Below are 20419 nucleotides of genomic sequence, written 5' to 3'. Positions count from 1 at the left end.
CATTTCTGCAAGCTTTCCGATCAGAGCGGCGAGAGATCGAAGGGGGCGGGCAGGTCGCGCAGGGTGCCTGCGCCCAACTGCCCCATATTGGCAGTAAGATCGCGCGCGAGCAGATCGATCAGGTGATCAACCCCGCGCGGTCCAAGCGCCGCGAGGGCAAAGTGGAAAGCCCGGCCAAGCATGACGAAATCCGCGCCGAGCGCGAAGGCGCGCAGAATGTCGAGCCCCGATTCCACGCCGCTGTCAAAGATCACCGGCAATTTCGTGGCCGCGCGAATGGCGGGCAGCGCCTCGGCGCTGGCGGGGGCGGCGTCGAACTGACGGCCCGCGTGGTTCGAGACCCAGATCGCATCCGCGCCGGCTTTCTCTAGGGCGGTCGCATCTTCTGGGCGCAAGACACCTTTGATCACCAGCGGGCCATCCCAATGGGCGCGCAGCCAGTGCAGATAGTCCCAATCGGGCGCGGTGCGCAGCAGATAGCCGACATGGGCGGTTGGCGGCAGGTTCGCGCTGGCCGTGCCTTCGGTATATTTGTCGAGCATCTTCATATGGGGCAGACCACGCCGCGCCATGCCCATGGCCCAGGCGGGCCGCATCGCCACCTGTGCCATCAGGCGGGGGGTAAGCTTGGGCGGGCTGGTCAAGCCAGATCGGGTCTGCCGCTCACGGCGCGAGGCAACCGGAACATCGACGGTAAGGACGAGTGTGGTAAAACCCGCGGCCTTGGCGCGGGCCAGCATGTCGGTGCGAATCTCGGGGTCCCGCGGGGGGTAGAGTTGGAACCAACCATGCGCGCCCAGATGGGGTGCAATATCTTCGGGGCTTGTGGCGGCAACGGTGGAAAGGCCAAAGGGAATGCCCGCCCGATCCGCCGCGCGGGCAAGGTGGGCTTCGGCATCGGGCCAGATCAGGCCGGACATGCCCAAGGGGGACATGCCGAAGGGCAGGGGCAGCTTTTGGCCCATCAGCTCAACGCTGAGATCAGGTGTGAATTCACCGTGCAACACCGATGGCATAAGCCCGACACGGTCCAAGGCCGCGCGGTTGCGGTGTTTGGTGGCCTCCGTCCCGGTTGCGGAATCAAGGTATTCCCAAACGAATTTAGGCAGGCGCGATTGCGCGCGACTGCGAAGGTCCGAAAGGGCGGGATAGGTTGCATGTAGGTCCATGGCGGCATTTGCGCCAAAGGGTTACGGATTGTCCAGATAGAGAAGAAGCGCGGAGATCGAGCCGGCGCCCTGCCGTCGGCGTAAGGGCGCTGCGCGTGCAGCGCTGTTTTCCGCCCGCCGGGTTACTGGCGGAAAGTTGACCGGGCAAGCGGTGCTGCTTCGCTGATCTGACGGTTCGGCGCGGTGGGTAGGTTGTCGGCCATATCCACAAGTGCTGCGATGGCCGCTTCGATTTCGTCGCTGTCGCTGTTGGTGTCACCATCCATATCGATCAAATGCACGGTCGGGGTCGCCTCGGCATCCAGACGTTCCTGCGCGATCGAGCGGAGCTCTTGCATTGTGCTGTCGATGGCGCGGCAAAGCCCGGCCAGCATCCCCGCCGATCCGGTGAGTTTCGCCGGGTCGATCAGCCCTTTTTCAGCGGCATCTAGCACCGTGGAAATTTGTTCGAGTTTGAACGAAGAGGTCGCCGCGAAATAGCGCACATCCTCAAAAGCGAGGGTGTCGCGGTTATCCCGTTGCACCCGTTCAACGACAATGGCGCTGCCCACAACCCGATCAAGACCGCGGTAAGACTGGACATGATGCAGCGTGGTGTCCCAGATCAGCGGCCCACGCGGCATATGCAGCATCTCACGGTAGCGGATTTGACCGGCGTTTGAGACGCAGCGCGCATAGCGTTCATTCACCGCCTCAGCCTCTTCATAGGGCATTAAACTGTGCAGGGGGCGGTTTATCACCTCATCCATCACCATGCCGCTGTGCGCCTCATGGGCGGTGTTGAGGGCAAGAAGTTCGAAGTGCCCGCTGTCGGCGTTCAATTCCGCAATGAACATCGGCAGCTTGAACCGGTCAATCTCTCGGCGCAGTACCGAAGTATCATCGTTTCTGAACATGAGCGGTTCCTCTCGTTTGTCGTTGTGCCATCACATTGCCGCCAAAGCATTATCAACGGGTAAAGATTTGCCCTGCATTTGAAATTCCTTGTCATTGCGCCCCCGCACCATGGCGCCTAATAGTCTTTCGAAAGAACATTTGTGGAACGTCTCTTTATCTCGTATCGCGGACGCGCTAGATTGTGGGCATGAGTGATTTTGACGAAATGGACGCCTTTGAGGGCGCTTCCCTGTCCGCCCGCGCCATGGCTGCGCGCCCGCAGCCTTATCTGGAGGGGTTGAACCCCGCCCAGCGTGCTGCGGTGGAGACATTGGATGGCCCTGTGTTGATGCTTGCCGGGGCGGGCACCGGTAAAACGCGGGCGCTGACGGCGCGAATCGTGCATCTGCTCAACACCGGGCGCGCGCGACCGCATGAGGTTTTGGCGGTCACCTTCACCAACAAGGCCGCGCGAGAGATGAAGAACCGCGTGGGTCAGATGCTGGGCCAGCAGGTGGAGGGGATGCCGTGGCTTGGCACGTTCCACGCGATCTGCGTCAAGCTGCTGCGGCGCCATGCGGAATTGGTGGGGCTGAAAAGCAATTTCACGATCCTTGATACGGATGACCAGCTGCGTTTGCTCAAGCAGTTGGTCGCCGCAGAGGGGATCGACGACAAACGCTGGCCCGCGCGGATGCTGGCGGGGATCATCGACGGCTGGAAGAACCGCGCCCTGACCCCCGATAAGATTCCAAGCGCGGACGCCGGGGCCTATAACCACCGTGGGCCGGAGATTTACGCGCAATATCAACGACGTCTGGTTGAGCTGAACGCCACCGACTTCGGCGATCTGCTGTTACATATGGTGACGATCTTTCAGGCACACCCGGATGTGCTGGCTCAGTATCAGCGCTGGTTCAAATACATTCTCGTCGACGAATATCAGGATACCAACGTGGCCCAATATCTTTGGCTGCGGCTGCTGGCGCAGGGGCACAAGAATATTTGTTGCGTCGGTGACGACGACCAGTCGATCTATGGCTGGCGCGGGGCCGAGGTGGGCAACATCCTGCGGTTCGAGACGGATTTCCCCGGCGCCCATGTGGTGAAGCTCGAGCAGAATTACCGCTCGACCCCGCATATTTTGGCCGCCGCGTCTGGCGTGATCGCGGGTAATGAGGGGCGGTTGGGCAAGACCCTGTGGACCGAGGAGACCGAGGGCGAGAAAGTACGCCTGATCGGCCATTGGGATGGTGAGGAAGAGGCGCGCTGGATCGGGGATGAGATCGAATCCGCGCAGCTTGGCACACGAGGGCTCGACCCATTCTCGCTGGATGACATGGCGATTCTGGTTCGGGCAAGCCACCAGATGCGTGCCTTTGAAGACCGATTTCTGACCATCGGCCTGCCTTACAAGGTGATCGGTGGCCCCCGATTCTATGAGCGGTTGGAAATCCGTGATGCTATGGCCTATTTCCGCGTGGTCACCAGCCCCGACGATGATCTGGCCTTTGAGCGGATCGTGAACACGCCAAAACGCGGTCTGGGTGAAAAAGCCCAGCAGAAAATCCAGCGCACCGCGCGCGAACATGGGGTGAACCTTGTCGAGGGGGCGCGAATCCTTTTGGCGCATTGGGGGATCGGCGGCAAAGGGGCGGCGCAACTGCGGCTGTTGATCGACGGAATCGACCGTTGGTCGTCGATGCTGCAAGGCCCGCGGATCGAGATCAGCGAAGACGACTCGGTGCTTGACGATGGCGCGGCGCCGTTGAGGGTGGATTACGGCCCGCCCGAGGTCTCTCATGTCGAACTGGCCGAAATGATTCTCGACGAAAGCGGCTATACCGGCATGTGGCAGAATGACAAAACGCCCGAAGCGCCGGGGCGGCTGGAGAACCTCAAAGAGCTTGTGAAAGCGCTGGAAGGTTTCGAAAACCTGCAAGGCTTCCTCGAACATGTCAGTCTGATCATGGACAATGAACAGGAAGGCGACGGAGAGAAGGTCTCGATCATGACGCTTCATGCGGCCAAGGGGCTGGAATTCCCTATGGTTTTCCTGCCAGGTTGGGAGGATGGATTGTTCCCCTCGCAGCGCTCGATGGACGAAAGCGGGTTAAAGGGGCTCGAAGAAGAGCGTCGGCTGGCCTATGTTGGCATCACCCGCGCCGAGCAGATTTGTACGATCTCTTTCGCTGCCAATCGCCGGGTCTTTGGTCAGTGGCAAAACGCGATGCCGTCCCGTTTTATTGATGAGCTGCCCGAAGAGCATGTGGATGTGCTGACCCCGCCGGGGCTTTACGGCGGTGGTTTCGGCGCCGCGATGCCGCAATCCGACCTGCATGACCGCGCGGCAAGCGCGAATGTCTATAATTCTCCGGGGTGGAAACGCCTGCAATCGCGCAGTGGGGCGCGGGGCACCAGCCAGCCGCGCGAAAGCCGAAATGTCACGATCGACATGCAGGCGGTCGCCGCCTTTGAAATGGGCGAGCGCGTTTTCCACGATAAATTCGGCTATGGCGTGGTGGTCGGTATGGAGGGCGACAAGATGGAAGTCGCTTTTGAAAAGGCCGGGACCAAGAAGGTCGTGTCGCGTTTCCTGACCGGTGGTAACGACGTGCCGTTCTGACGCGCCGTCGTACCGCGAAGGCGGGGCTGTCAAAAGCCCGCCTAAACAAGGCCTTAAAAACAAAAACGACGACACCTTGGGAGGAAGGTGCCGCCGTTTCTATGTCGGCCCGAAGCGTCGAGGGAGGGTCGGCTTCGGGTCTCCTTGCGGGGTCCGCCTCATTCAGGGAGGAGGAAGGTGACGCGCACCCCGGCTTTCAGACGGCAGAACAGGGAGGGGTTCTGACGTCCGATCTCTACCTCTGCTTAGCCGCGGGAAGATTCCCATGCGACACGGCGCAGTTCGGAACGGCTCAGACCAAGGTCGGCCAGTTCGCGGTTGCTCAACGCGCTCAGACCGTCGAAAGTTTCACGGTACAGACGGTGCTGTTTGTAGCGGGTTGCCAGTGCTTCGAATGCGCCGCCGATACGAGCGAAGACGGAAGTTGTGTTTGCGGTTGTTGTGTTCATGTAAGCCATTTCGGCGCCTCTTTTTTCATCGGTTAATCATCTCGTTGCGTGCTATTTACGCTCTTTCTGCATTTGCACAACGGGCATAAAGTCAATGCCGCTATGCAGAAATCGCATAGGTTTGGAGCGGCGCAACTTATTGATTCAAAACGGTTTTGATCCTGCGGCGAAACGGCGCAACGTCATAAAACTGTCATATGGGGGTGGAGTGGGGAAAGGGGGCGACGACATCTGGGAGGAGGTAGATGTCGCCGCCAATTACAGACACATCCGGGAGGAGGATGGAGGCGTCTGGTCTTTCCAAACTCAGCTGCATCCGGGAGGAGGAGGGATGCATCCAAGTCTTGGTCAAATCAGACACATTCGGGAGGAGGATGAATGTGTCTGGTCTTTCCGAAAGCGGGGCGCTTGGCCCTGCCTATGAACCTAAGTTAGCGCTAATTGCTGCGAGTGCACAATATTTCTTTTTGCAATGCTGCTATGCGGCGAAAACATGGTACCCCTGCGTAATCCTTGGGCATTCCGCCTCATCCCTATGCAAAAATGGCCGTCCCCTTGCGCTTGGCGCAGAACCTGCCATTTCAGAAGCCGTAATAGAGGAGAATTTGCGCATGTCTGTGACCAAAGCAGAAGTCGAAGCGGCGCTGGCGCGGGTGCAACTGCCCGACGGGAAAAGCCTGTTGTCCCATGATCTGGTCCGCGCGCTTGTGATCGAAGGCGATAAGGTGCGATTCGTCATCGAAGCGCCCAACGCTGATGTCGCGCGTCAGATGGCCCCCCTGCGTGACGCCGCAGAGCAGGTGGTGCGTGATTTGCCCGGGGTAGGTGATGTATCGGTCGCCCTGACCGCCCATGGCCCCGCCCCGAAAGCGCCCAGTCTCAAGGTTGGTGGGCACCCCAAGCCGCAAGAGGGGCCGATGAAGCCCAGTGGCGTGAAGCGCATCCTTGCCATCGGCTCGGGCAAGGGTGGGGTCGGGAAATCAACCGTCAGTTCCAACCTCGCGGTGGCGCTGGCGAGGGCGGGTCGCAAGGTGGGTCTGCTTGACGCAGATATATACGGTCCCAGCCAGCCGCGCATGATGGGGGTGAATAAACGCCCTGCCAGCCCCGACGGCAAAACGATCATTCCGCTGCAGGCCCATGGCGTGACCATGATGTCGATTGGTTTCATGTTGGAAGAGGGCAAGGCCGTGGTCTGGCGCGGGCCGATGCTGATGGGCGCGTTGCAGCAGATGCTGGGGCAGGTGGAATGGGGCGAGCTTGACGTGCTGCTTGTCGATCTGCCGCCCGGTACGGGTGACGTGCAGCTGACGCTCTGCACCAAGTCCGAGTTGTCGGGTGCGATCGTGGTCAGCACACCGCAGGATGTGGCCCTGATCGACGCGCGCAAGGCGCTGGACATGTTCGCGACGCTGAAAACCCCCGTGCTGGGGCTGATCGAGAATATGTCGACATTCGTCTGCCCCGATTGCGGTTCTCAGCATGAGATCTTTGGCCATGGCGGCGTCGCGGCAGAGGCCGACAAAATGGGAGTGCCGCTGCTGGGCAGCCTGCCGATTGATCTGGATACCCGTCTGGCGGGGGATAACGGCACGCCGATCGCCGCAGGCGAAGGGCCGATGGCCGACGCCTATGCGCGTCTTGCGCGGGGTCTGATCAACGGCGGTATGGCCTGAAACGAGGGGCGCGGGCGGTTACCCCAGCTCGCGCCCTTCGACCAGATGACCATAGAGCGTCGTCAACATCGAGACGAAAACCAGCCCCTCTATAAGGTAGATCGCTGAATCCAGCATCAGCCGCAGGCCGAGGTCGGCGGGCGGCAGCATGCTTGCGATCACGCCCAGCAACGTATTCACCACCGCCAGCAATACGGCCAGCGCCCAGAGCGTGCCTGCCAGCGGCTCCGTCGCGCGCCAGCTTTCACGCACTGACATAACGTGCCCCAAGGCTGCGGCGGGCAATACCAGGCTGAGCCGCAGCGCCAACCATAGGAAGGCCACGCCTGCCGCAAGGCCGATCAAGAGCAGCGCCGCAGGGTTCGACCCGGTCAGCCCGCCCAAAAGCAGCATGGCGAGGCCAATGGGAAGTGCCGCAAGAAACTGGACGAAGCCCAGAACGATGGCGCGCCAGACATAGGCCCCGAACAGACGCGCGCCGGGGCGCAGGTCGGCCCCGCCATGGCCAAGCAATACATAGCGGTGCCAGAGAATGGCCATCAGCGCATAGCCAAGGATGCCGGCCACACCGCAGGCGATCAGGATCAAAAGTTGATCCGTGGGCGGCGGCGCGGCGTTGTCGATCACCTGATCCATCGCCCCAAGCGCATCTCCGGCCAGCACACCCGCCACGGCGGCAGCGCCCATCACCCAAAGCACCGCGGGCAGGATCACCCGGAGCGTGGTGGAGGGCGCGTGAAATAGCATGTTCAGCGCGTGGGTGAATAGAGCCGTGGCTTGGATCATGATGCACTCCCTCATTTTGCGGCATTACATGGCGTGGGTGGGCCGAAAGGGCAAGATGCAGTCGGTTAAGGGAGGCGTAGGGCTGGGAAAGCATGGGCGGCTGGGACGTCATGGGGAAAGTCGCGGGAATGCATGGGAAGTCTGGGAAATTATGGGCGCGCCTTGCGCTATTGGCGGGTTCTGCCGATTCGCGGGCAGGGGAATTGACCTGCATTCCGAAGCCCTCATACAGTTTCTGCGGAACAGGCAACGAACACGTCCTGTGGATAACTATGTGTGCAAATTTTAGTGGGAAACTGTGGGATATTGTGCAGCCGTCAATTCGTTAACAAGATATTGTGTTTGAGGCTTAAATGATCCCAAATTAAGCCATGGTACGAGGGAAAAGTTATACCAGATGTTGTTCTCACAGCCTGTGCAAAACAAAATATTGGGCGGAATTCCAAAAAAAATGTAGACGCCCATCAATTCCCATGGCATCCCTAATGCATCGGATGAGAACGGGACACGGGGCAGCAAACGACCCCAAAATAAATCAAAACCTAGCAGGTTTCATACAGGCACCTCGCTTTCATCAGACCAAAGAGATCCGGCGCGCGAGCGAGCAGACATCCCCCCAGGTGGCGCGCGCAGTCGGACTTCCCCCGCCAAGCTGCGGGACGTGGGCGGCGGGTTGATCAGTGGCAGCAGATCAACCCGCCGTTTCCATTTCCGGGGCAGGGGATTGAGGCGAATAACGAGTTTAAGCGCAAAGGCGCAAGAGGCAGGGACAACAAGTGAGCCGCAGGTTCAGAGGCGAAAGCCACCACAAGGTCGATACGAAGGGGCGGGTGTCTATCCCAGCCTCTTTTCGGCGTGTGTTGGAGGCTGGCGACCCGAACTGGAAGAACGGCGACAATCCCGAACTGGTCATCGTCTATGGCGACCACCGCCGCAACTACCTTGAATGCTACACCATGGAAGCCATCGAAGAGGTTGACGCCAAGATCGACCGCATGCCGCGTGGCTCCATGCAGCGTAAGGCGCTTCAGCGTCTGTTCCACGGCCAGTCTTTCCCGACCACGGTAGATGAGACAGGCCGCTTGGTGCTGCCCGCCAAGCTGCGCAACAAGATCGAACTCAACGGCGAGGCGTTCTTTATCGCCGCCGGTGACACCTTCCAGATTTGGAAGCCCGAAACCTACGAGACCGAGGAAGAATCTTGGCAGCAAGAACTGCCCGACGATGTCGACCCGCTCTCGTTCCTTGATGGTGACATGGAGGTCTGACGGAATGGTTGCTGCCTCTGACCCTTCCGCCCCTCACACACCCGTTCTGCTGCGTCCTATTCTAAACGCCGTGGCGCCCGTGGAAGGGGTCTGGCTTGACGGTACCTTTGGTGCGGGCGGCTACACCCGTGGCTTTCTGGAAGCCGGGGCCGCGCGTGTGATCGCAGTCGACCGTGACCCGCTGGCCTTTGAGATGGCGGCAGAATGGGCGGGCGACTACGGCGACCGCATCACCATGCAGCAGGGCGTCTTCTCGCGCATGGATGAATATGCCCAAGACCTTGATGGGGTGGTGCTGGACCTCGGCGTTTCTTCGATGCAGCTTGATCAGGCCGAGCGTGGGTTCTCCTTTATGAAGGATGGCCCGCTCGACATGCGGATGAGCCAAGACGGCCCCTCGGCGGCTGATCTGGTCAATGAGGCTGAAGAAGAGATCATCGCCAACATCCTGTTTCAATATGGTGAAGAACGCGCCTCCCGCCGGATCGCCAAGGCGATTGTCCGCGCCCGAGAAGACGCGCCGATCACCACCACATTGGAATTGGCCAAACTGGTCGAAGGCTGCCTGCCACGTTCCAAGCCCGGTCAGAGCCATCCCGCCACGCGCAGTTTCCAAGCGTTGCGCATCGCGGTGAACAATGAATATGGCGAGCTGTTTCAGGGGCTTATGGCCGCAGAGCGCGCGCTAAAGCCGGGCGGGAAACTGGCGGTGGTGACCTTTCATTCGGTCGAGGACCGCATGGTCAAGCGCTTCCTCACCGCGCGGGCAGGGGCCGGGGGCAATGCCAACCGTTTTGCCCCGGCGCTTGAACAGGCGCCGCCGCAGTTTACACTGAAATCCCGCAAGGCAATCGGGCCTGACGCGCAGGAATTGGACGTAAACCCGCGCAGCCGTTCGGCCAAACTGCGGGTGGCCACACGCACCGATGCGCCCAGTGGCGAGATTGACGCGAAATCCATCGGCATGCCGATGGTCAGGGGGATCTGAGAGATGCGCACGGTGATGTATATCCTCACCACCATTGCCGTGGTTGGACTGGCCTTCTGGGCATACCGCGAGAATTACGCGACCCAGCAGGCGCTGAGCGATGCCGACAGGCTACATGCCAATATCCGCGCCGCCCATGCTCGTTTGGCGGTGCTGCGCGCCGAATGGGCGTTCCAAAACCGCCCTGACCGGCTGCGCGATCTGGCCGATCTAAACTTTGACCGCCTCGGCCTGTTGCCACTGCATCCCGGCCAATTCGGTCAGGTCGATCAGGTGGCCTATCCGCAGCCGCCGTCCGAACTGCTGCCGATCACCGATCCTGTGGATGTCTCGACCATGAATTACGACGCGCTTACCGGCGCGGATGAGTCCGAGGAGGACGTTGAATGATCCGCACCCCGCTTCGACCACTTGCCCGTATCCTCGACGCCCGCGAAAAGGGTGAAAACCCCGATGCGATTGAGCGTGAGAACAAGCGCATCCGCCATGAGCAAATGCGCGATAAGGCCCGGATGCGTGCCGAGGGGCGGCTTTTGGTGCTGGGCGTCTGTTTCCTTTGTGCTTTCACCGTCATCGGCGGGCGCATGGGTCTGCTGGCGATGTCCGAGCCTTCCGAGCCGCGCGGCCATGCGCCGGGGGCCGTGATCTCGGCCTCGCGCGCGGATATCACCGACCGCAACGGCAACCTGCTAGCGACGAACTTTGAGACCCACGCGCTCTATGCGCAGCCACGCCATCTGATCGACCCCGAAGTGGCCGCGAAAAAGCTGGTCAAGATCTTTCCCGACCTGAAAGAAGAGCGTCTGATCAAGGACTTCACAGGCAAGCGTAAGTTCCTGTGGATTAAAAAGAAAATCAGTCCAGAGCAAATGCAGGCCGTGCATGACATCGGCGATCCGGGCCTACTTTTTGCGCCGCGCGACATGCGCCTTTATCCCAACGGCTCGCTGGCGGCGCATGTGCTCGGCGGGGCGAGCTATGGCAAGGAAGGCGTCCACGCCGCTGAGGTGATCGGCGTCGCGGGGGCCGAGAAGTATTTCGATGACTATCTGCGCGATCCGGCCAATGGCGCGAAACCGCTGGAGCTGTCGCTTGACCTTACCGTGCAGGCGGCATCGGAACGGGTGCTCTACGGCGGCATGAAATTGATGAACGCCAAGGGTGCCACCAGCATTCTGATGGATGTGCATACCGGCGAAGTGATCTCGGTCGCCTCGCTGCCTGATTTCGATCCCAACAACCGCCCACGTCCCCTGACCCAAGGGGATGCGTCTGACAGCCCGCTGTTCAACCGATCGGTGCAGGGGGTTTACGAGCTCGGCTCGACCTTCAAAATCTTTGCGGCGGCTCAGGCGGTGGAGTTGGGCCTGTTCAACGCCGACACAATCATCGACACCTCCGGCCCGATGAAGGTTGGCGGCTTCCGCATCGGTGAATTCCGCAACAAGAACTACGGCAAGCTAAGCGTCGCCGATATCATCGTGCATTCCTCGAACCGGGGCACAGGCCGCATGGCGCTGGAAATCGGGATCGAGCGGCAGCAAGAGTTCCTCAAAAGCCTCGGTTTCTTTGAACCAACCCCCTTCGAGATCGTTGAAGCTTCTGGCGGGAAGCCTCTGCTCCCAAGCCGCTGGACCGAATTGTCGAGCGTCACGATCTCCTATGGTCACGGCCTGTCGAGCACGCCGATGCACCTTGCCGCGGGCTATGCAGCCATCGCCAACGGCGGGCGCGTGGTGAAGCCCACGCTGCTGAAACAATCCGCCCCCCAACTCGGCCCCCGCGTCATGTCAGAAGAGACCGCAGCACAGGCCCGCAATATGCTGCGCAAGGTCGTCACCGATGGCACGGCGAGCTTTGCCGAAGTGCCCGGCTATCAGATCGCGGGCAAGACTGGCACGGCGGACAAGCCCAAGCCAACTGGTGGCTATTATGAGGACAAGGTGATCAACACATTCGCCAGCATCTTCCCGATTGATAATCCCAAATATGTGCTGATCGTCACCTTGGACGAACCGGTGGAAACCTCTGGCCCGAAACCGCGCCGCACGGCGGGTTGGACAGCCGTGCCCGTGGCCGCCGAGATGGTCCGCCGCATCGCACCATTGCTGGGCCTGCGCCCGGCTGTTGAACCGGTGAACAACGCTGTGCTAACGCTGACCAGCAGCAACTGAAAAGACATCTCTATGACCGACCGGGCCGTACCCCTTTCCTCCCTCGGGCTGACCGCGCGGGCGGGGACCAATCCTATGATCACCGGGATCGCGGTCGACAGCCGCGAGGTCCGCGAAGGCACGCTTTTCGCCGCCATGCCGGGCAGCCGCGTGCATGGGGCAGAGTTCATTCAATATGCCCTGCGGATGGGCGCGGCGGCGGTGCTGACCGACGCGGCAGGGGCCAAACTCGCCGCCGAGGAATTGGCGGGCTCTGACGCCGCACTGGTGGTCTCCGACTCCCCGCGTGAGGCGCTGGCACGCACGGCAGCCCTGTGGTTCGGCGGCCAGCCCGCCACGATGATCGCCGTGACCGGCACCAACGGCAAAACCTCGGTCTCGACCTTTGTGCGCCAGATTTGGGTTGAGATGGGATTGCCTGCCGTGAATCTTGGCACCACCGGGGTCGAGGGCGCATGGGCCGCCCCGCTGGCGCATACCACGCCCGAGCCGATCACCCTGCACCGCACGCTGGCCGAGGCCGCACAGAACGGCATCACCCACGCGGCAATGGAGGCATCGAGCCACGGGCTTGACCAGCGCCGTTTGGACGGGGTGACGCTCAAGGCGGCGGGGTTCACCAACTTCACCCAAGACCACCTTGATTATCACGAAACATTCGAGGCCTATTTCGCCGCAAAGGCCGCGCTTTTCGCCCGCGTCTTGCCCGAAGATGGCACCGCAGTGGTCAATATTGACGACGAAAAAGGCGTCGACATCGCTGCCATCGCCCGCGCGCGGGGCTGTGAAGTCATCACCGTGGGCCGGGACGGGGGCGATCTGCATTTGCAAGGTCAGCGTTTCGACGCAACCGGACAAGACCTGCGCTTCACATGGCGCGGCAAGACCTACCAAAAACGGCTCAACCTGATCGGCGGCTTTCAAGGGGATAACGTGTTGCTGGCCGCCGGGTTGGTGATCGCCTGCGGTGCTGATGCGCAAGAGGTTTTCGACACGCTGCCGCATCTCACCACTGTCCGAGGCCGGATGCAGCTTGCCGCCACCCGCGACAACGGCGCGGCGGTGTTTGTCGATTACGCCCATACGCCCGATGCCGTGGCCACGGCCCTCGCTGCCATGCGCCCGCATGTCATGGGACGGCTCGTTGCCATCGTGGGCGCGGGCGGGGACCGAGACCGGGCCAAGCGCCCCTTGATGGGGCAGGCAGCGGCAGAGAATGCAGACATGGTGATCGTGACCGACGACAACCCGCGCAGCGAAGACCCGGCCAGCATCCGTGCCGCGGTACTTGAAGGCGCGCCCGATGCGATGGAGGTCGGCGACCGCGCCGAAGCAATCCTGCGCGGCGTTGACGCGCTGGAGCCGGGCGACGCGCTGCTGATCGCGGGCAAAGGCCATGAAACCGGGCAGACTGTGGGTGACGACGTGCTGCCCTTTGACGACGTGGAACAGGCCAGCGTGGCCGTGGCGGCACTGGACGGGAGACTGGCATGAGCGTTTGGACAGCGACAGAAGCAGCGGAAGCCACGGGGGGCCGCGCGCAGGGCGATTGGGCCTGCAACGGTGTGTCAATTGACACGCGGACCTTGCAGCCCGGCGATCTCTTCGTGGCCCTCAAGGCCGCGCGGGACGGACATGAATTCGTGGCACAAGCGCTTGAAAATGGCGCGGCAGCGGCGCTCGTGACCCATATTCCCGAAGGCGTGGCGACAGATGCGCCGCTTTTGATCGTCGATGATGTGCAAACAGCGCTTGAAGCACTTGGCCGGGCAGGGCGTGCACGGCTTGGCCCGCAGGCCAAGGTGGCGGCGGTGACCGGCAGCGTCGGCAAGACCTCGACAAAGGAAATGCTGCTGGCGATCTTTGGCGATCAGGGCCGGGCCCATGCCAGCGTCGACAGCTACAACAACCACTGGGGCGTGCCGCTGACCTTAGCGCGGATGCCGCGCGATACCGATTACGCGGTGATCGAGATCGGCATGAACCACCCCGGAGAGATTGCACCGCTCGCCAAACAGGCGCGGCCCGACGGGGCGATGGTGACCAATGTTGCCGCCGTGCACCTCGAAGCCTTTAAGGATGTCGCTGCCATCGCGGTGGAAAAGGCCAGCATCTTTGACGGCATGGAACCGGGCGGCGTGGCGGTGATCAACGCCGACCACGCGCACAGCGATATCGTATTGTCCAAAGCCGTGGATCGGGGCCTGCGAGAGACGACCTTCGGCCAGAAGGGGCATTATTACACGCTGGGCGAGGTCAAGGTGCAGGGCGATGCCACCGTGGCCCAAGCCGAGGTCGAAGGCGCGCCGCTGCTATATAAAATCGCCACGCCGGGACGGCACTTTGCCATGAACGCGCTCGGCGCACTGGCACTGGCCGAGGCGCTTGGCGCGGATCGCGCGCTGGCGGTGCAATCGCTGGGCCGCTGGTCGCCCTATGCCGGACGCGGGGTGCGCGAGCGCATTCAGCTGGACCCCGTGGATATCTATCTGGCGTTGGAGTTGATCGACGACAGCTATAACGCCAACCCGACCTCCATGGCGGCGGCGCTAGAGGTGCTGGCGGCCTCGGAAGTGACCCATGACATCGGGCGCGTCAGCAAGGGGCGGCGGATCGCTTTTGTCGGTGATATGAAAGAACTCGGCCCCGAGGCGGTGGCGCTGCACGCAGGCCTGGCCGATCTGGAGGCTACCCGCGCGCTCGACGTGGTGCATTGCGTCGGCCCGCTGATGAAAGCCTTTTACGACAACCTGCCCGAACACCAACGTGGCGATTGGACGGAAACCGCCGAAGAGATGTTGCAAGGTCTCCGCAGTCGGCTCGATTCCGGCGATGTCGTGCTGATCAAAGGGTCGCTTTCGATGAAGCTGGGCGGTATTGTTGACGCCATCCGCAAAATGGGCCATCCGGTCCCGACCGCCTGATCGGCGATTCACCCCACATGATGAGTTAGGACGCGATATATGCTCTATTGGTTGACGCTGCTGTCGGACGGCGGCGATTTCTTTAACCTGTTTCGCTATATCACCTTCCGCGCGGGCGGGGCGTTTCTGACGGCATTGGTATTTGGCTTTATCTTCGGCAAACCGCTGATCGAAGTGCTGCGCAAGCGGCAGGGCAAGGGCCAGCCGATCCGCGATGACGGCCCCGAGGGGCACTTCGCCAAGGCGGGCACCCCCACCATGGGCGGGCTGCTGATCGTGGGGGCCTTGTTGACCTCGACCCTGCTTTGGGCGCGGCTCGACAATCCTTTCGTCTGGCTGGTGCTTTTCGTCACGATGAGCTTTGCCGCCATCGGCTATGCCGACGACCACGCCAAGGTCAGCAAGCAAAACACCGATGGCGTGCCGGGTAAGGTGCGGCTTTTGCTAGGCTTTCTTATCGCGGGCATCGCCGGCTACTGGGCCGCGCAATACCATCCGACAGAGTTGCAGTACCAACTTGCCCTGCCGGTCTTCAAAGACACGCTGATCAACCTCGGCGTGCTGTTTGTGCCCTTCGCGATCATCGTCATCGTCGGCTCGGCCAATGCGGTGAACCTTACCGACGGGCTGGATGGTTTGGCCATCATGCCGGTAATGATCGCCGCTGGCGCGCTTGGCGTCATTGCCTATGCCGTGGGCCGGGTCGACTTCACCGATTACCTTGATGTGCATTACGTGCCGGGCACGGGGGAAATCCTGATCTTCACCGCCGGTCTCTTCGGCGGCGGCCTCGGGTTCCTGTGGTACAACGCGCCGCCCGCCGCCGTTTTTATGGGCGACACCGGCTCGCTGGCGCTTGGCGGCGCTTTGGGTGCGATTGCCGTGGCCACGAAACACGAGCTGGTGCTGGCGGTCGTCGGCGGGCTTTTCGTGGTCGAGGCTCTGTCGGTCATCGTGCAGGTGCTCTACTTCAAACGCACAGGCAAACGGGTCTTCCTGATGGCGCCGATTCACCACCACTATGAGAAAAAGGGCTGGGCCGAGCCGCAGATCGTGATCCGCTTCTGGATCATCTCGCTGATCCTCGCCCTGCTGGGGCTGGCGACGCTCAAGGTGCGCTAAGCGCCTAGAAGATCGACCAATCCATGTGACGCGCCAAAAGGGCCAGTGCTTCGGTGCCCTTTTGGCTGTTGCCATAACGGTTCAGCCCCGGTGACCAGACCGCGATGCTGGCCCGCCCCGGGACGATGGCCAGAATGCCGCCGCCCACGCCGGATTTGCCCGGCAGACCCACGCGGTAGGCAAAATCGCCCGACCCATCGTAATGTCCACAGGTCAGCATCAGCGCGTTGAGCCGCCGAATGCGGCTCGGCGCGACCAAGCGCGGCACCTCCGGCGCTTCGATCAGGAAGCGCCCCGCCATGGCAAGCTGCTGTACCGTCATCTCCATTGCGCAGTGGTGGAAATAGGTGCCAAGCGTCCGCTCCGGCGCGTTGATGAGGTTGCCGTAGGATTTTAGAAAATGCGCCAGCGCGAAATTGCGGTGGCCGAAATCGGTCTCTGATGCGGCGACGGTGTCGTTGATGTGGATGTCATCTGTGCCCGCAGCTTCCCGCACGAAGCGCATGATCTCGGCCAGTGCTTCGCGCGGCTCGCGGTTGCCCAGAACCTCGTCAGTGGTAACAATCGCGCCAGCGTTGATGAACGGATTGCGCGGGCGGCCCTGTTCTTGCTCCAACTGCACGATGGAGTTGAACGCCCGCCCCGAAGGCTCGCGCCCCACGCGGTGCCAAAGCTGGTCGCCCGACCGGCCAAGGGCGATGGCGAGCGTGAACACCTTGGTGATCGACTGCACCGAAAAGGGCACCTGCGTATCGCCCGCCACATGGCTTTGGCCATCCGCCGTCACCACCGCGATGCCGAATTGTGCTGGGTCCACCGTAGCCAGTTGCGGAATATAGGCCGCCACATCCCCCCAATGGTCGTCTTCGCGCATCATGTCATTGAGGCGCGGCAACACATCGCTTAGGTCGGGTTTCGCGGGGCTGGACATCTTTGGCGACCTCTGGCTTGTGATGAGCGCATCATGCCCCCATTCTGGGGTCAACGGGTATCAGGGGATTGCAGATGATTCCAGTACAGGGCTTGGAAGGCGCACGCGTGGCGGTGCTGGGATTGGGCCGCTCGGGCCTGAGTGCGGCACGCGCGTTGCAGGCGGGCGGGGCCAAGGTCAGCTGTTGGGACGATGACCCGGCAGCACGCGCACGGGCCGAGCGGGAGGGGTTTGCCTGTGTTGACCTTAACACCCCCGGCGCGCTCGACAAGATCACCCGGCTGATCGTCAGCCCCGGCATTCCGCATCTCTACCCCGCGCCGAACCCGGTGGTTGCCGCTGCCCTCGACGCAGGCGTGCCGGTGGACAATGACATCGGCCTGTTTTTCCAAAGCTTCGCCACGTTGGCGTGGGATCACTATGACGTGGCGCCCCGCGTCGTGGCCGTGACCGGGTCGAACGGCAAATCCACCACCTCCGCGTTGATCCATCATATTCTGGAGCATGTTGGGCGCCCCTGCCAACTGGCGGGCAACATCGGGCGCGGGGTCTTGGACCTCGACCCTGCCGTGGACGGCGAGGTCGTGGTGCTGGAACTCAGCAGCTATCAAACCGAACTTGCCCGCGCGCTAACGCCGGATGTGGCGGTCTTTACCAATCTCAGCCCCGATCATCTGGACCGCCACGCGGGCATGGGCGGCTACTACGCGGCGAAACGTCGGCTGTTCTCAGAAGGCGGGCCAGACCGCGCGGTGATCGGAGTGGACGAGGCCGAGGGCCGTTTCCTCGCCGGGCAAATGAGCGAGGGACCAAGCGATGACCGGGTGATCCGCATCAGTGCGGAGACCAAACTCTCTGGCCCCGGTTGGCAGGTCTTTGCCAAAAAAGGGTTCTTGAGCGAATACCGCCGTGGCAAACAGGTCGGCTCGATCGATCTGCGCAGCATTCAGGGGCTGCCGGGTGCGCATAACCATCAAAACGCCTGTGCCGCCTATGCGGCCTGCCGCGCGCTTGGCCTCGCCCCGCGCGTGATCGAGGCGGCGTTCCACAGTTTCGGCGGCCTGCCGCACCGTTCACAGACCGTGGCCGAGGCGAATGGCGTGCGCTATGTCAACGACAGCAAAGCCACCAATGTCGACAGCGCGGCCAAAGCGCTGGCCGCTTTCCGCAACATCCGCTGGATCTGCGGCGGGTTGGAGAAAGAGGGCGGGCTAAAAGGGTTGGCAGAGGCCCAAGGCGCGGTGCGCAAAGCCTATGTCATCGGCCGCGAGGCCGCGCATTTCGCCATGCAATTGACGACCGAAGCCGAAGTCTGCGGCACGATGGAAAAAGCCGTGGCGCGGGCTGCGGCAGAGGCGGAGGAGGGCGATGTCGTCCTGCTCGCCCCGGCTGCGGCGAGTTTCGATCAATATGACAATTTCGAACGGCGCGGTGAGGATTTCGTGGCGCAGGTGCAAAAGGTACTCTCGGAGTAACCCGCGCGCCTAGCCGCCAATCGCCCGCGCTGCGGCCATGCCCGAGGACCATGCCCACTGGAAGTTATACCCGCCCAGCCAGCCGGTCACGTCCACCGCTTCGCCGATGAAATAGAGACCGGGTACGTCCTTCGCCGCCATGGTTTTAGACGAGAGCGCATCGGTATCCACACCGCCTAAAGTGACCTCAGCCGTGCGATAGCCTTCGGTGCCGCCGGGGTGCAATTGCCAGTTCTGCAACGCTTCGACGAAGGTGGTCAGCCGCGCGTCGGACCAATCCGCCAAGTTGCCCGAGAGGTCAAACTCTTGGCCTAAATAGTCCACCAAGCGCGAGGGCAGGTGCTGCGCGAGGATCGTGGTAAAGTTCCGCCGCCCCGCAAGCTGCCTTTGATCGCGCAGAGCGTCCAACAGAGTGCCTTCGGGGGCGAGGTTCACCATGATCGGCGCGCCCTCTTGCCAGTAAGACGACGCCTGCAAAACCGCGGGCCCAGACAGGCCACGGTGGGTGAAGAGCAGGGCCTCGTCAAAGCCAGTGGTCCCGGCAGTGATGCGCGCAGGGGTCGCCACACCGGCCAGCGGCGCAAAGCGGCCTTCGGCAAAGGTGAAAGGCACCAGACCGGCGCGCGTATCGGTCACCTTCAGGCCGAACTGACGCGCGATGTCATAGGCGATGCCGGTCGCGCCCATCTTGGGGATCGACTTGCCGCCCGTTGCGATCACAAGATTGTGCGCGGTGACTTTCACTGTCTTATCAGGCGTTTGCAGGTCGAAGGTAAAGTGCCCATCGACCTTCTCAAAATTGCTGGCGCTGCTTTGCAATTGCAGATCCACCCCGGCCTTTTGCATCAACCCACGCAGCATGGCGATGATCTCTTTCGCGCTGGTGTCGCAGAAGAGTTGGCCCAGCGTTTTCTCATGCCACGCGATGCCGTGGCGATCGACCAGTTCGATGAAATCCCACTGGGTATAGCGCGCCAGTGCGGATTTGGCGAAATGCGGGTTCTGGCTGAGAAACGCCTGCGGCTCGCAATACATATTGGTGAAATTGCACCGCCCGCCGCCCGAGATGCGAATTTTCTCGCCCGGCGCTTTGGCATGGTCCACCACCTGCACGCGCCCGCCCGTGTGGGCCGCGCACATCATGCCAGCGGCTCCGGCTCCAATGATGGCTGTATCGACTTGCATGGGCGCGCTCTGCCCGAATGCGAAGGCCCGGTCAAGAAGACGTGAGAGTGGTTGTCCGTTCACGCTGACGGCATAGCTGGAGGCAAGACGCAATTTGAACAGGAGCAGAGAATGACCAAATTGACCGCAGAACAGGATTTCCCGAAGATGGATGTGGCCAAACTCGGCGGCGGCACGCTGACCTTGGGCCAACCGCAAGAGGGGCGCGACTGGCAGCTGGTGGTGGTCTACCGCGGGCTGCACTGCCCGATCTGCAAAAAGTACCTCGCCCAGTTGGAAAAGCTGCAAAGCCAGTTTCATGAGATCGGTGTGGATGTGATCGCCGTTTCGGGCGACCCCGAGGAAAAGGCCAAATCCATGGCCGAAGAAGACAGCCTGACCCTGCCCATCGGCTATGATCTGAGCCTCGAACAGATGGCCGAACTTGGCCTTTACATCTCTGACCCGCGCAGCCCGCAGGAGACTGACCGGCCCTTCGCCGAACCAGCCACCTTTGTCATCAACGACGAAGGCAAGCTGCAGATCGTGGACATCTCTAACGCGCCCTTCGCGCGGCCCGAGTTGGAGGGGCTGTTGAACGGCCTCAAGTTCGTTCGCGACAAAGGCTACCCGGTACGCGGCACCCACAAGGCCGCCTGATAGGGCGACCACAGGCGACGACCTGAAAGGGCGGCCACACTGCCCGTCGGCGGGGCCTTGCACGGCCCCGCTTGCCCTGCCTGCCTTTGCGGGGTGAAATGCACTAGCTTCATATAACAATTCGGGCTATT

The 20419-nt window shown here is 61.9% G+C and carries 17 protein-coding genes; 11 read left to right on the top strand and 6 right to left on the bottom strand.

Features of this window, described 5'->3' with window-relative positions; all coding sequences use genetic code 11:
- Positions 1-20 precede the first annotated feature (20 nt).
- Both K3758_RS11730 and K3758_RS11725 read right to left on the bottom strand, forming a co-directional pair.
- Positions 21-1169: an alpha-hydroxy acid oxidase gene (locus tag K3758_RS11730; protein WP_259945083.1), complete on the bottom strand. Its 1149-nt coding sequence runs from the start codon at positions 1167-1169 to the stop codon at positions 21-23.
- Between the two features lie 122 nt (positions 1170-1291).
- Entirely contained in the window at positions 1292-2065 is a 774-nt protein-coding gene (locus tag K3758_RS11725) for a hypothetical protein (protein WP_259945080.1), read from the bottom strand.
- Positions 2066-2253: 188 nt separating this feature from the next.
- Between K3758_RS11725 and K3758_RS11720 the strand changes: the two genes are divergently transcribed.
- On the top strand, positions 2254-4671 hold the full coding sequence (locus tag K3758_RS11720; RefSeq protein ID WP_259945077.1) for an ATP-dependent helicase: 2418 nt from the start codon (positions 2254-2256) through the stop codon (positions 4669-4671).
- Positions 4672-4916: 245 nt separating this feature from the next.
- Here the strand turns inward: K3758_RS11720 and K3758_RS11715 are convergent, their stop codons facing one another.
- Entirely contained in the window at positions 4917-5129 is a 213-nt protein-coding gene (locus tag K3758_RS11715; protein ID WP_067262642.1) for a DUF1127 domain-containing protein, read from the bottom strand.
- A gap of 602 nt (positions 5130-5731) precedes the next feature.
- Here K3758_RS11715 and K3758_RS11710 point away from each other — a divergent pair.
- Positions 5732-6796 carry an Mrp/NBP35 family ATP-binding protein gene (locus tag K3758_RS11710; protein ID WP_259945070.1) on the top strand — a complete coding sequence of 355 codons (1065 nt, stop codon included), beginning with the start codon at positions 5732-5734 and terminating at the stop codon, positions 6794-6796.
- An 18-nt stretch (positions 6797-6814) separates the two neighbouring features.
- On the opposite strand, the gene K3758_RS11705 is transcribed toward K3758_RS11710, so the two are convergent.
- Positions 6815-7582, bottom strand: coding sequence for a hypothetical protein (locus tag K3758_RS11705; protein ID WP_259945068.1), 768 nt, complete (start codon positions 7580-7582; stop codon positions 6815-6817).
- A 776-nt stretch (positions 7583-8358) separates the two neighbouring features.
- Between K3758_RS11705 and mraZ the strand changes: the two genes are divergently transcribed.
- The 7 genes from mraZ to mraY are packed head-to-tail and all read left to right on the top strand — an operon-like array spanning position 8359 to position 16058.
- On the top strand, positions 8359-8850 hold the full coding sequence (gene mraZ, locus K3758_RS11700; RefSeq protein ID WP_259945066.1) for a division/cell wall cluster transcriptional repressor MraZ: 492 nt from the start codon (positions 8359-8361) through the stop codon (positions 8848-8850).
- Positions 8851-8854: 4 nt separating this feature from the next.
- Positions 8855-9838, top strand: coding sequence for a 16S rRNA (cytosine(1402)-N(4))-methyltransferase RsmH (gene rsmH, locus K3758_RS11695; RefSeq protein WP_259945063.1), 984 nt, complete (start codon positions 8855-8857; stop codon positions 9836-9838).
- Between the two features lie 3 nt (positions 9839-9841).
- A complete protein-coding gene (locus K3758_RS11690; RefSeq protein WP_259945061.1) occupies positions 9842-10228 on the top strand; it encodes a cell division protein FtsL in 387 nt (128 codons plus the stop codon).
- Positions 10225-12012: a penicillin-binding protein 2 gene (locus K3758_RS11685; RefSeq protein ID WP_259945058.1), complete on the top strand. Its 1788-nt coding sequence runs from the start codon at positions 10225-10227 to the stop codon at positions 12010-12012. Before K3758_RS11690 ends, K3758_RS11685 begins: the two co-directional genes overlap by 4 nt.
- Positions 12013-12024: 12 nt before the next feature.
- Positions 12025-13506, top strand: a complete 1482-nt coding sequence (locus K3758_RS11680) for a UDP-N-acetylmuramoyl-L-alanyl-D-glutamate--2,6-diaminopimelate ligase (RefSeq protein WP_259945056.1) — start codon at positions 12025-12027, stop codon at positions 13504-13506.
- Positions 13503-14936 carry a UDP-N-acetylmuramoyl-tripeptide--D-alanyl-D-alanine ligase gene (murF, locus tag K3758_RS11675; protein ID WP_259945054.1) on the top strand — a complete coding sequence of 478 codons (1434 nt, stop codon included), beginning with the start codon at positions 13503-13505 and terminating at the stop codon, positions 14934-14936. The genes K3758_RS11680 and murF overlap by 4 nt, the downstream gene beginning before the upstream one ends.
- Positions 14937-14975: 39 nt before the next feature.
- Positions 14976-16058, top strand: coding sequence for a phospho-N-acetylmuramoyl-pentapeptide-transferase (gene mraY, locus K3758_RS11670; RefSeq protein WP_259945052.1), 1083 nt, complete (start codon positions 14976-14978; stop codon positions 16056-16058).
- Positions 16059-16062: 4 nt separating this feature from the next.
- Here the strand turns inward: mraY and K3758_RS11665 are convergent, their stop codons facing one another.
- Positions 16063-16989 carry a glutaminase gene (locus K3758_RS11665; RefSeq protein WP_259945050.1) on the bottom strand — a complete coding sequence of 309 codons (927 nt, stop codon included), beginning with the start codon at positions 16987-16989 and terminating at the stop codon, positions 16063-16065.
- 74 nt (positions 16990-17063) lie between these two features.
- Between K3758_RS11665 and murD the strand changes: the two genes are divergently transcribed.
- Positions 17064-18464 carry a UDP-N-acetylmuramoyl-L-alanine--D-glutamate ligase gene (gene murD / locus K3758_RS11660; protein WP_259945048.1) on the top strand — a complete coding sequence of 467 codons (1401 nt, stop codon included), beginning with the start codon at positions 17064-17066 and terminating at the stop codon, positions 18462-18464.
- A 9-nt stretch (positions 18465-18473) separates the two neighbouring features.
- Here the strand turns inward: murD and K3758_RS11655 are convergent, their stop codons facing one another.
- Positions 18474-19649, bottom strand: coding sequence for an NAD(P)/FAD-dependent oxidoreductase (locus K3758_RS11655; RefSeq protein WP_259945046.1), 1176 nt, complete (start codon positions 19647-19649; stop codon positions 18474-18476).
- 111 nt (positions 19650-19760) lie between these two features.
- Between K3758_RS11655 and K3758_RS11650 the strand changes: the two genes are divergently transcribed.
- A complete protein-coding gene (locus K3758_RS11650; RefSeq protein ID WP_259945044.1) occupies positions 19761-20288 on the top strand; it encodes a peroxiredoxin-like family protein in 528 nt (175 codons plus the stop codon).
- The last annotated feature ends 131 nt before the right edge of the window (positions 20289-20419 follow it).

Origin of the sequence: Sulfitobacter sp. W002, assembly GCF_025142135.1 — a bacterium.
GTDB classification, from domain to species: Bacteria; Pseudomonadota; Alphaproteobacteria; order Rhodobacterales; family Rhodobacteraceae; genus Sulfitobacter; species Sulfitobacter profundi.
The sequence above is the reverse complement of the archived record's forward strand: the minus strand, read 5'-3'. Positions and strand labels throughout refer to the sequence as shown.

Coding starts and splice junctions, on each gene's coding strand:
- K3758_RS11730 (WP_259945083.1), bottom strand. CDS start 1,169: ATGGACCTACATGCAACCTATCCCGCCCTTTCGGACCTTCGCAGTCGC.
- K3758_RS11725 (WP_259945080.1), bottom strand. CDS start 2,065: ATGTTCAGAAACGATGATACTTCGGTACTGCGCCGAGAGATTGACCGG.
- K3758_RS11720 (WP_259945077.1), top strand. CDS start 2,254: ATGAGTGATTTTGACGAAATGGACGCCTTTGAGGGCGCTTCCCTGTCC.
- K3758_RS11715 (WP_067262642.1), bottom strand. CDS start 5,129: ATGGCTTACATGAACACAACAACCGCAAACACAACTTCCGTCTTCGCT.
- K3758_RS11710 (WP_259945070.1), top strand. CDS start 5,732: ATGTCTGTGACCAAAGCAGAAGTCGAAGCGGCGCTGGCGCGGGTGCAA.
- K3758_RS11705 (WP_259945068.1), bottom strand. CDS start 7,582: ATGATCCAAGCCACGGCTCTATTCACCCACGCGCTGAACATGCTATTT.
- rsmH (WP_259945063.1), top strand. CDS start 8,855: ATGGTTGCTGCCTCTGACCCTTCCGCCCCTCACACACCCGTTCTGCTG.
- K3758_RS11690 (WP_259945061.1), top strand. CDS start 9,842: ATGCGCACGGTGATGTATATCCTCACCACCATTGCCGTGGTTGGACTG.
- K3758_RS11685 (WP_259945058.1), top strand. CDS start 10,225: ATGATCCGCACCCCGCTTCGACCACTTGCCCGTATCCTCGACGCCCGC.
- K3758_RS11680 (WP_259945056.1), top strand. CDS start 12,025: ATGACCGACCGGGCCGTACCCCTTTCCTCCCTCGGGCTGACCGCGCGG.
- murF (WP_259945054.1), top strand. CDS start 13,503: ATGAGCGTTTGGACAGCGACAGAAGCAGCGGAAGCCACGGGGGGCCGC.
- mraY (WP_259945052.1), top strand. CDS start 14,976: ATGCTCTATTGGTTGACGCTGCTGTCGGACGGCGGCGATTTCTTTAAC.
- K3758_RS11665 (WP_259945050.1), bottom strand. CDS start 16,989: ATGTCCAGCCCCGCGAAACCCGACCTAAGCGATGTGTTGCCGCGCCTC.
- murD (WP_259945048.1), top strand. CDS start 17,064: ATGATTCCAGTACAGGGCTTGGAAGGCGCACGCGTGGCGGTGCTGGGA.
- K3758_RS11655 (WP_259945046.1), bottom strand. CDS start 19,649: ATGCAAGTCGATACAGCCATCATTGGAGCCGGAGCCGCTGGCATGATG.
- K3758_RS11650 (WP_259945044.1), top strand. CDS start 19,761: ATGACCAAATTGACCGCAGAACAGGATTTCCCGAAGATGGATGTGGCC.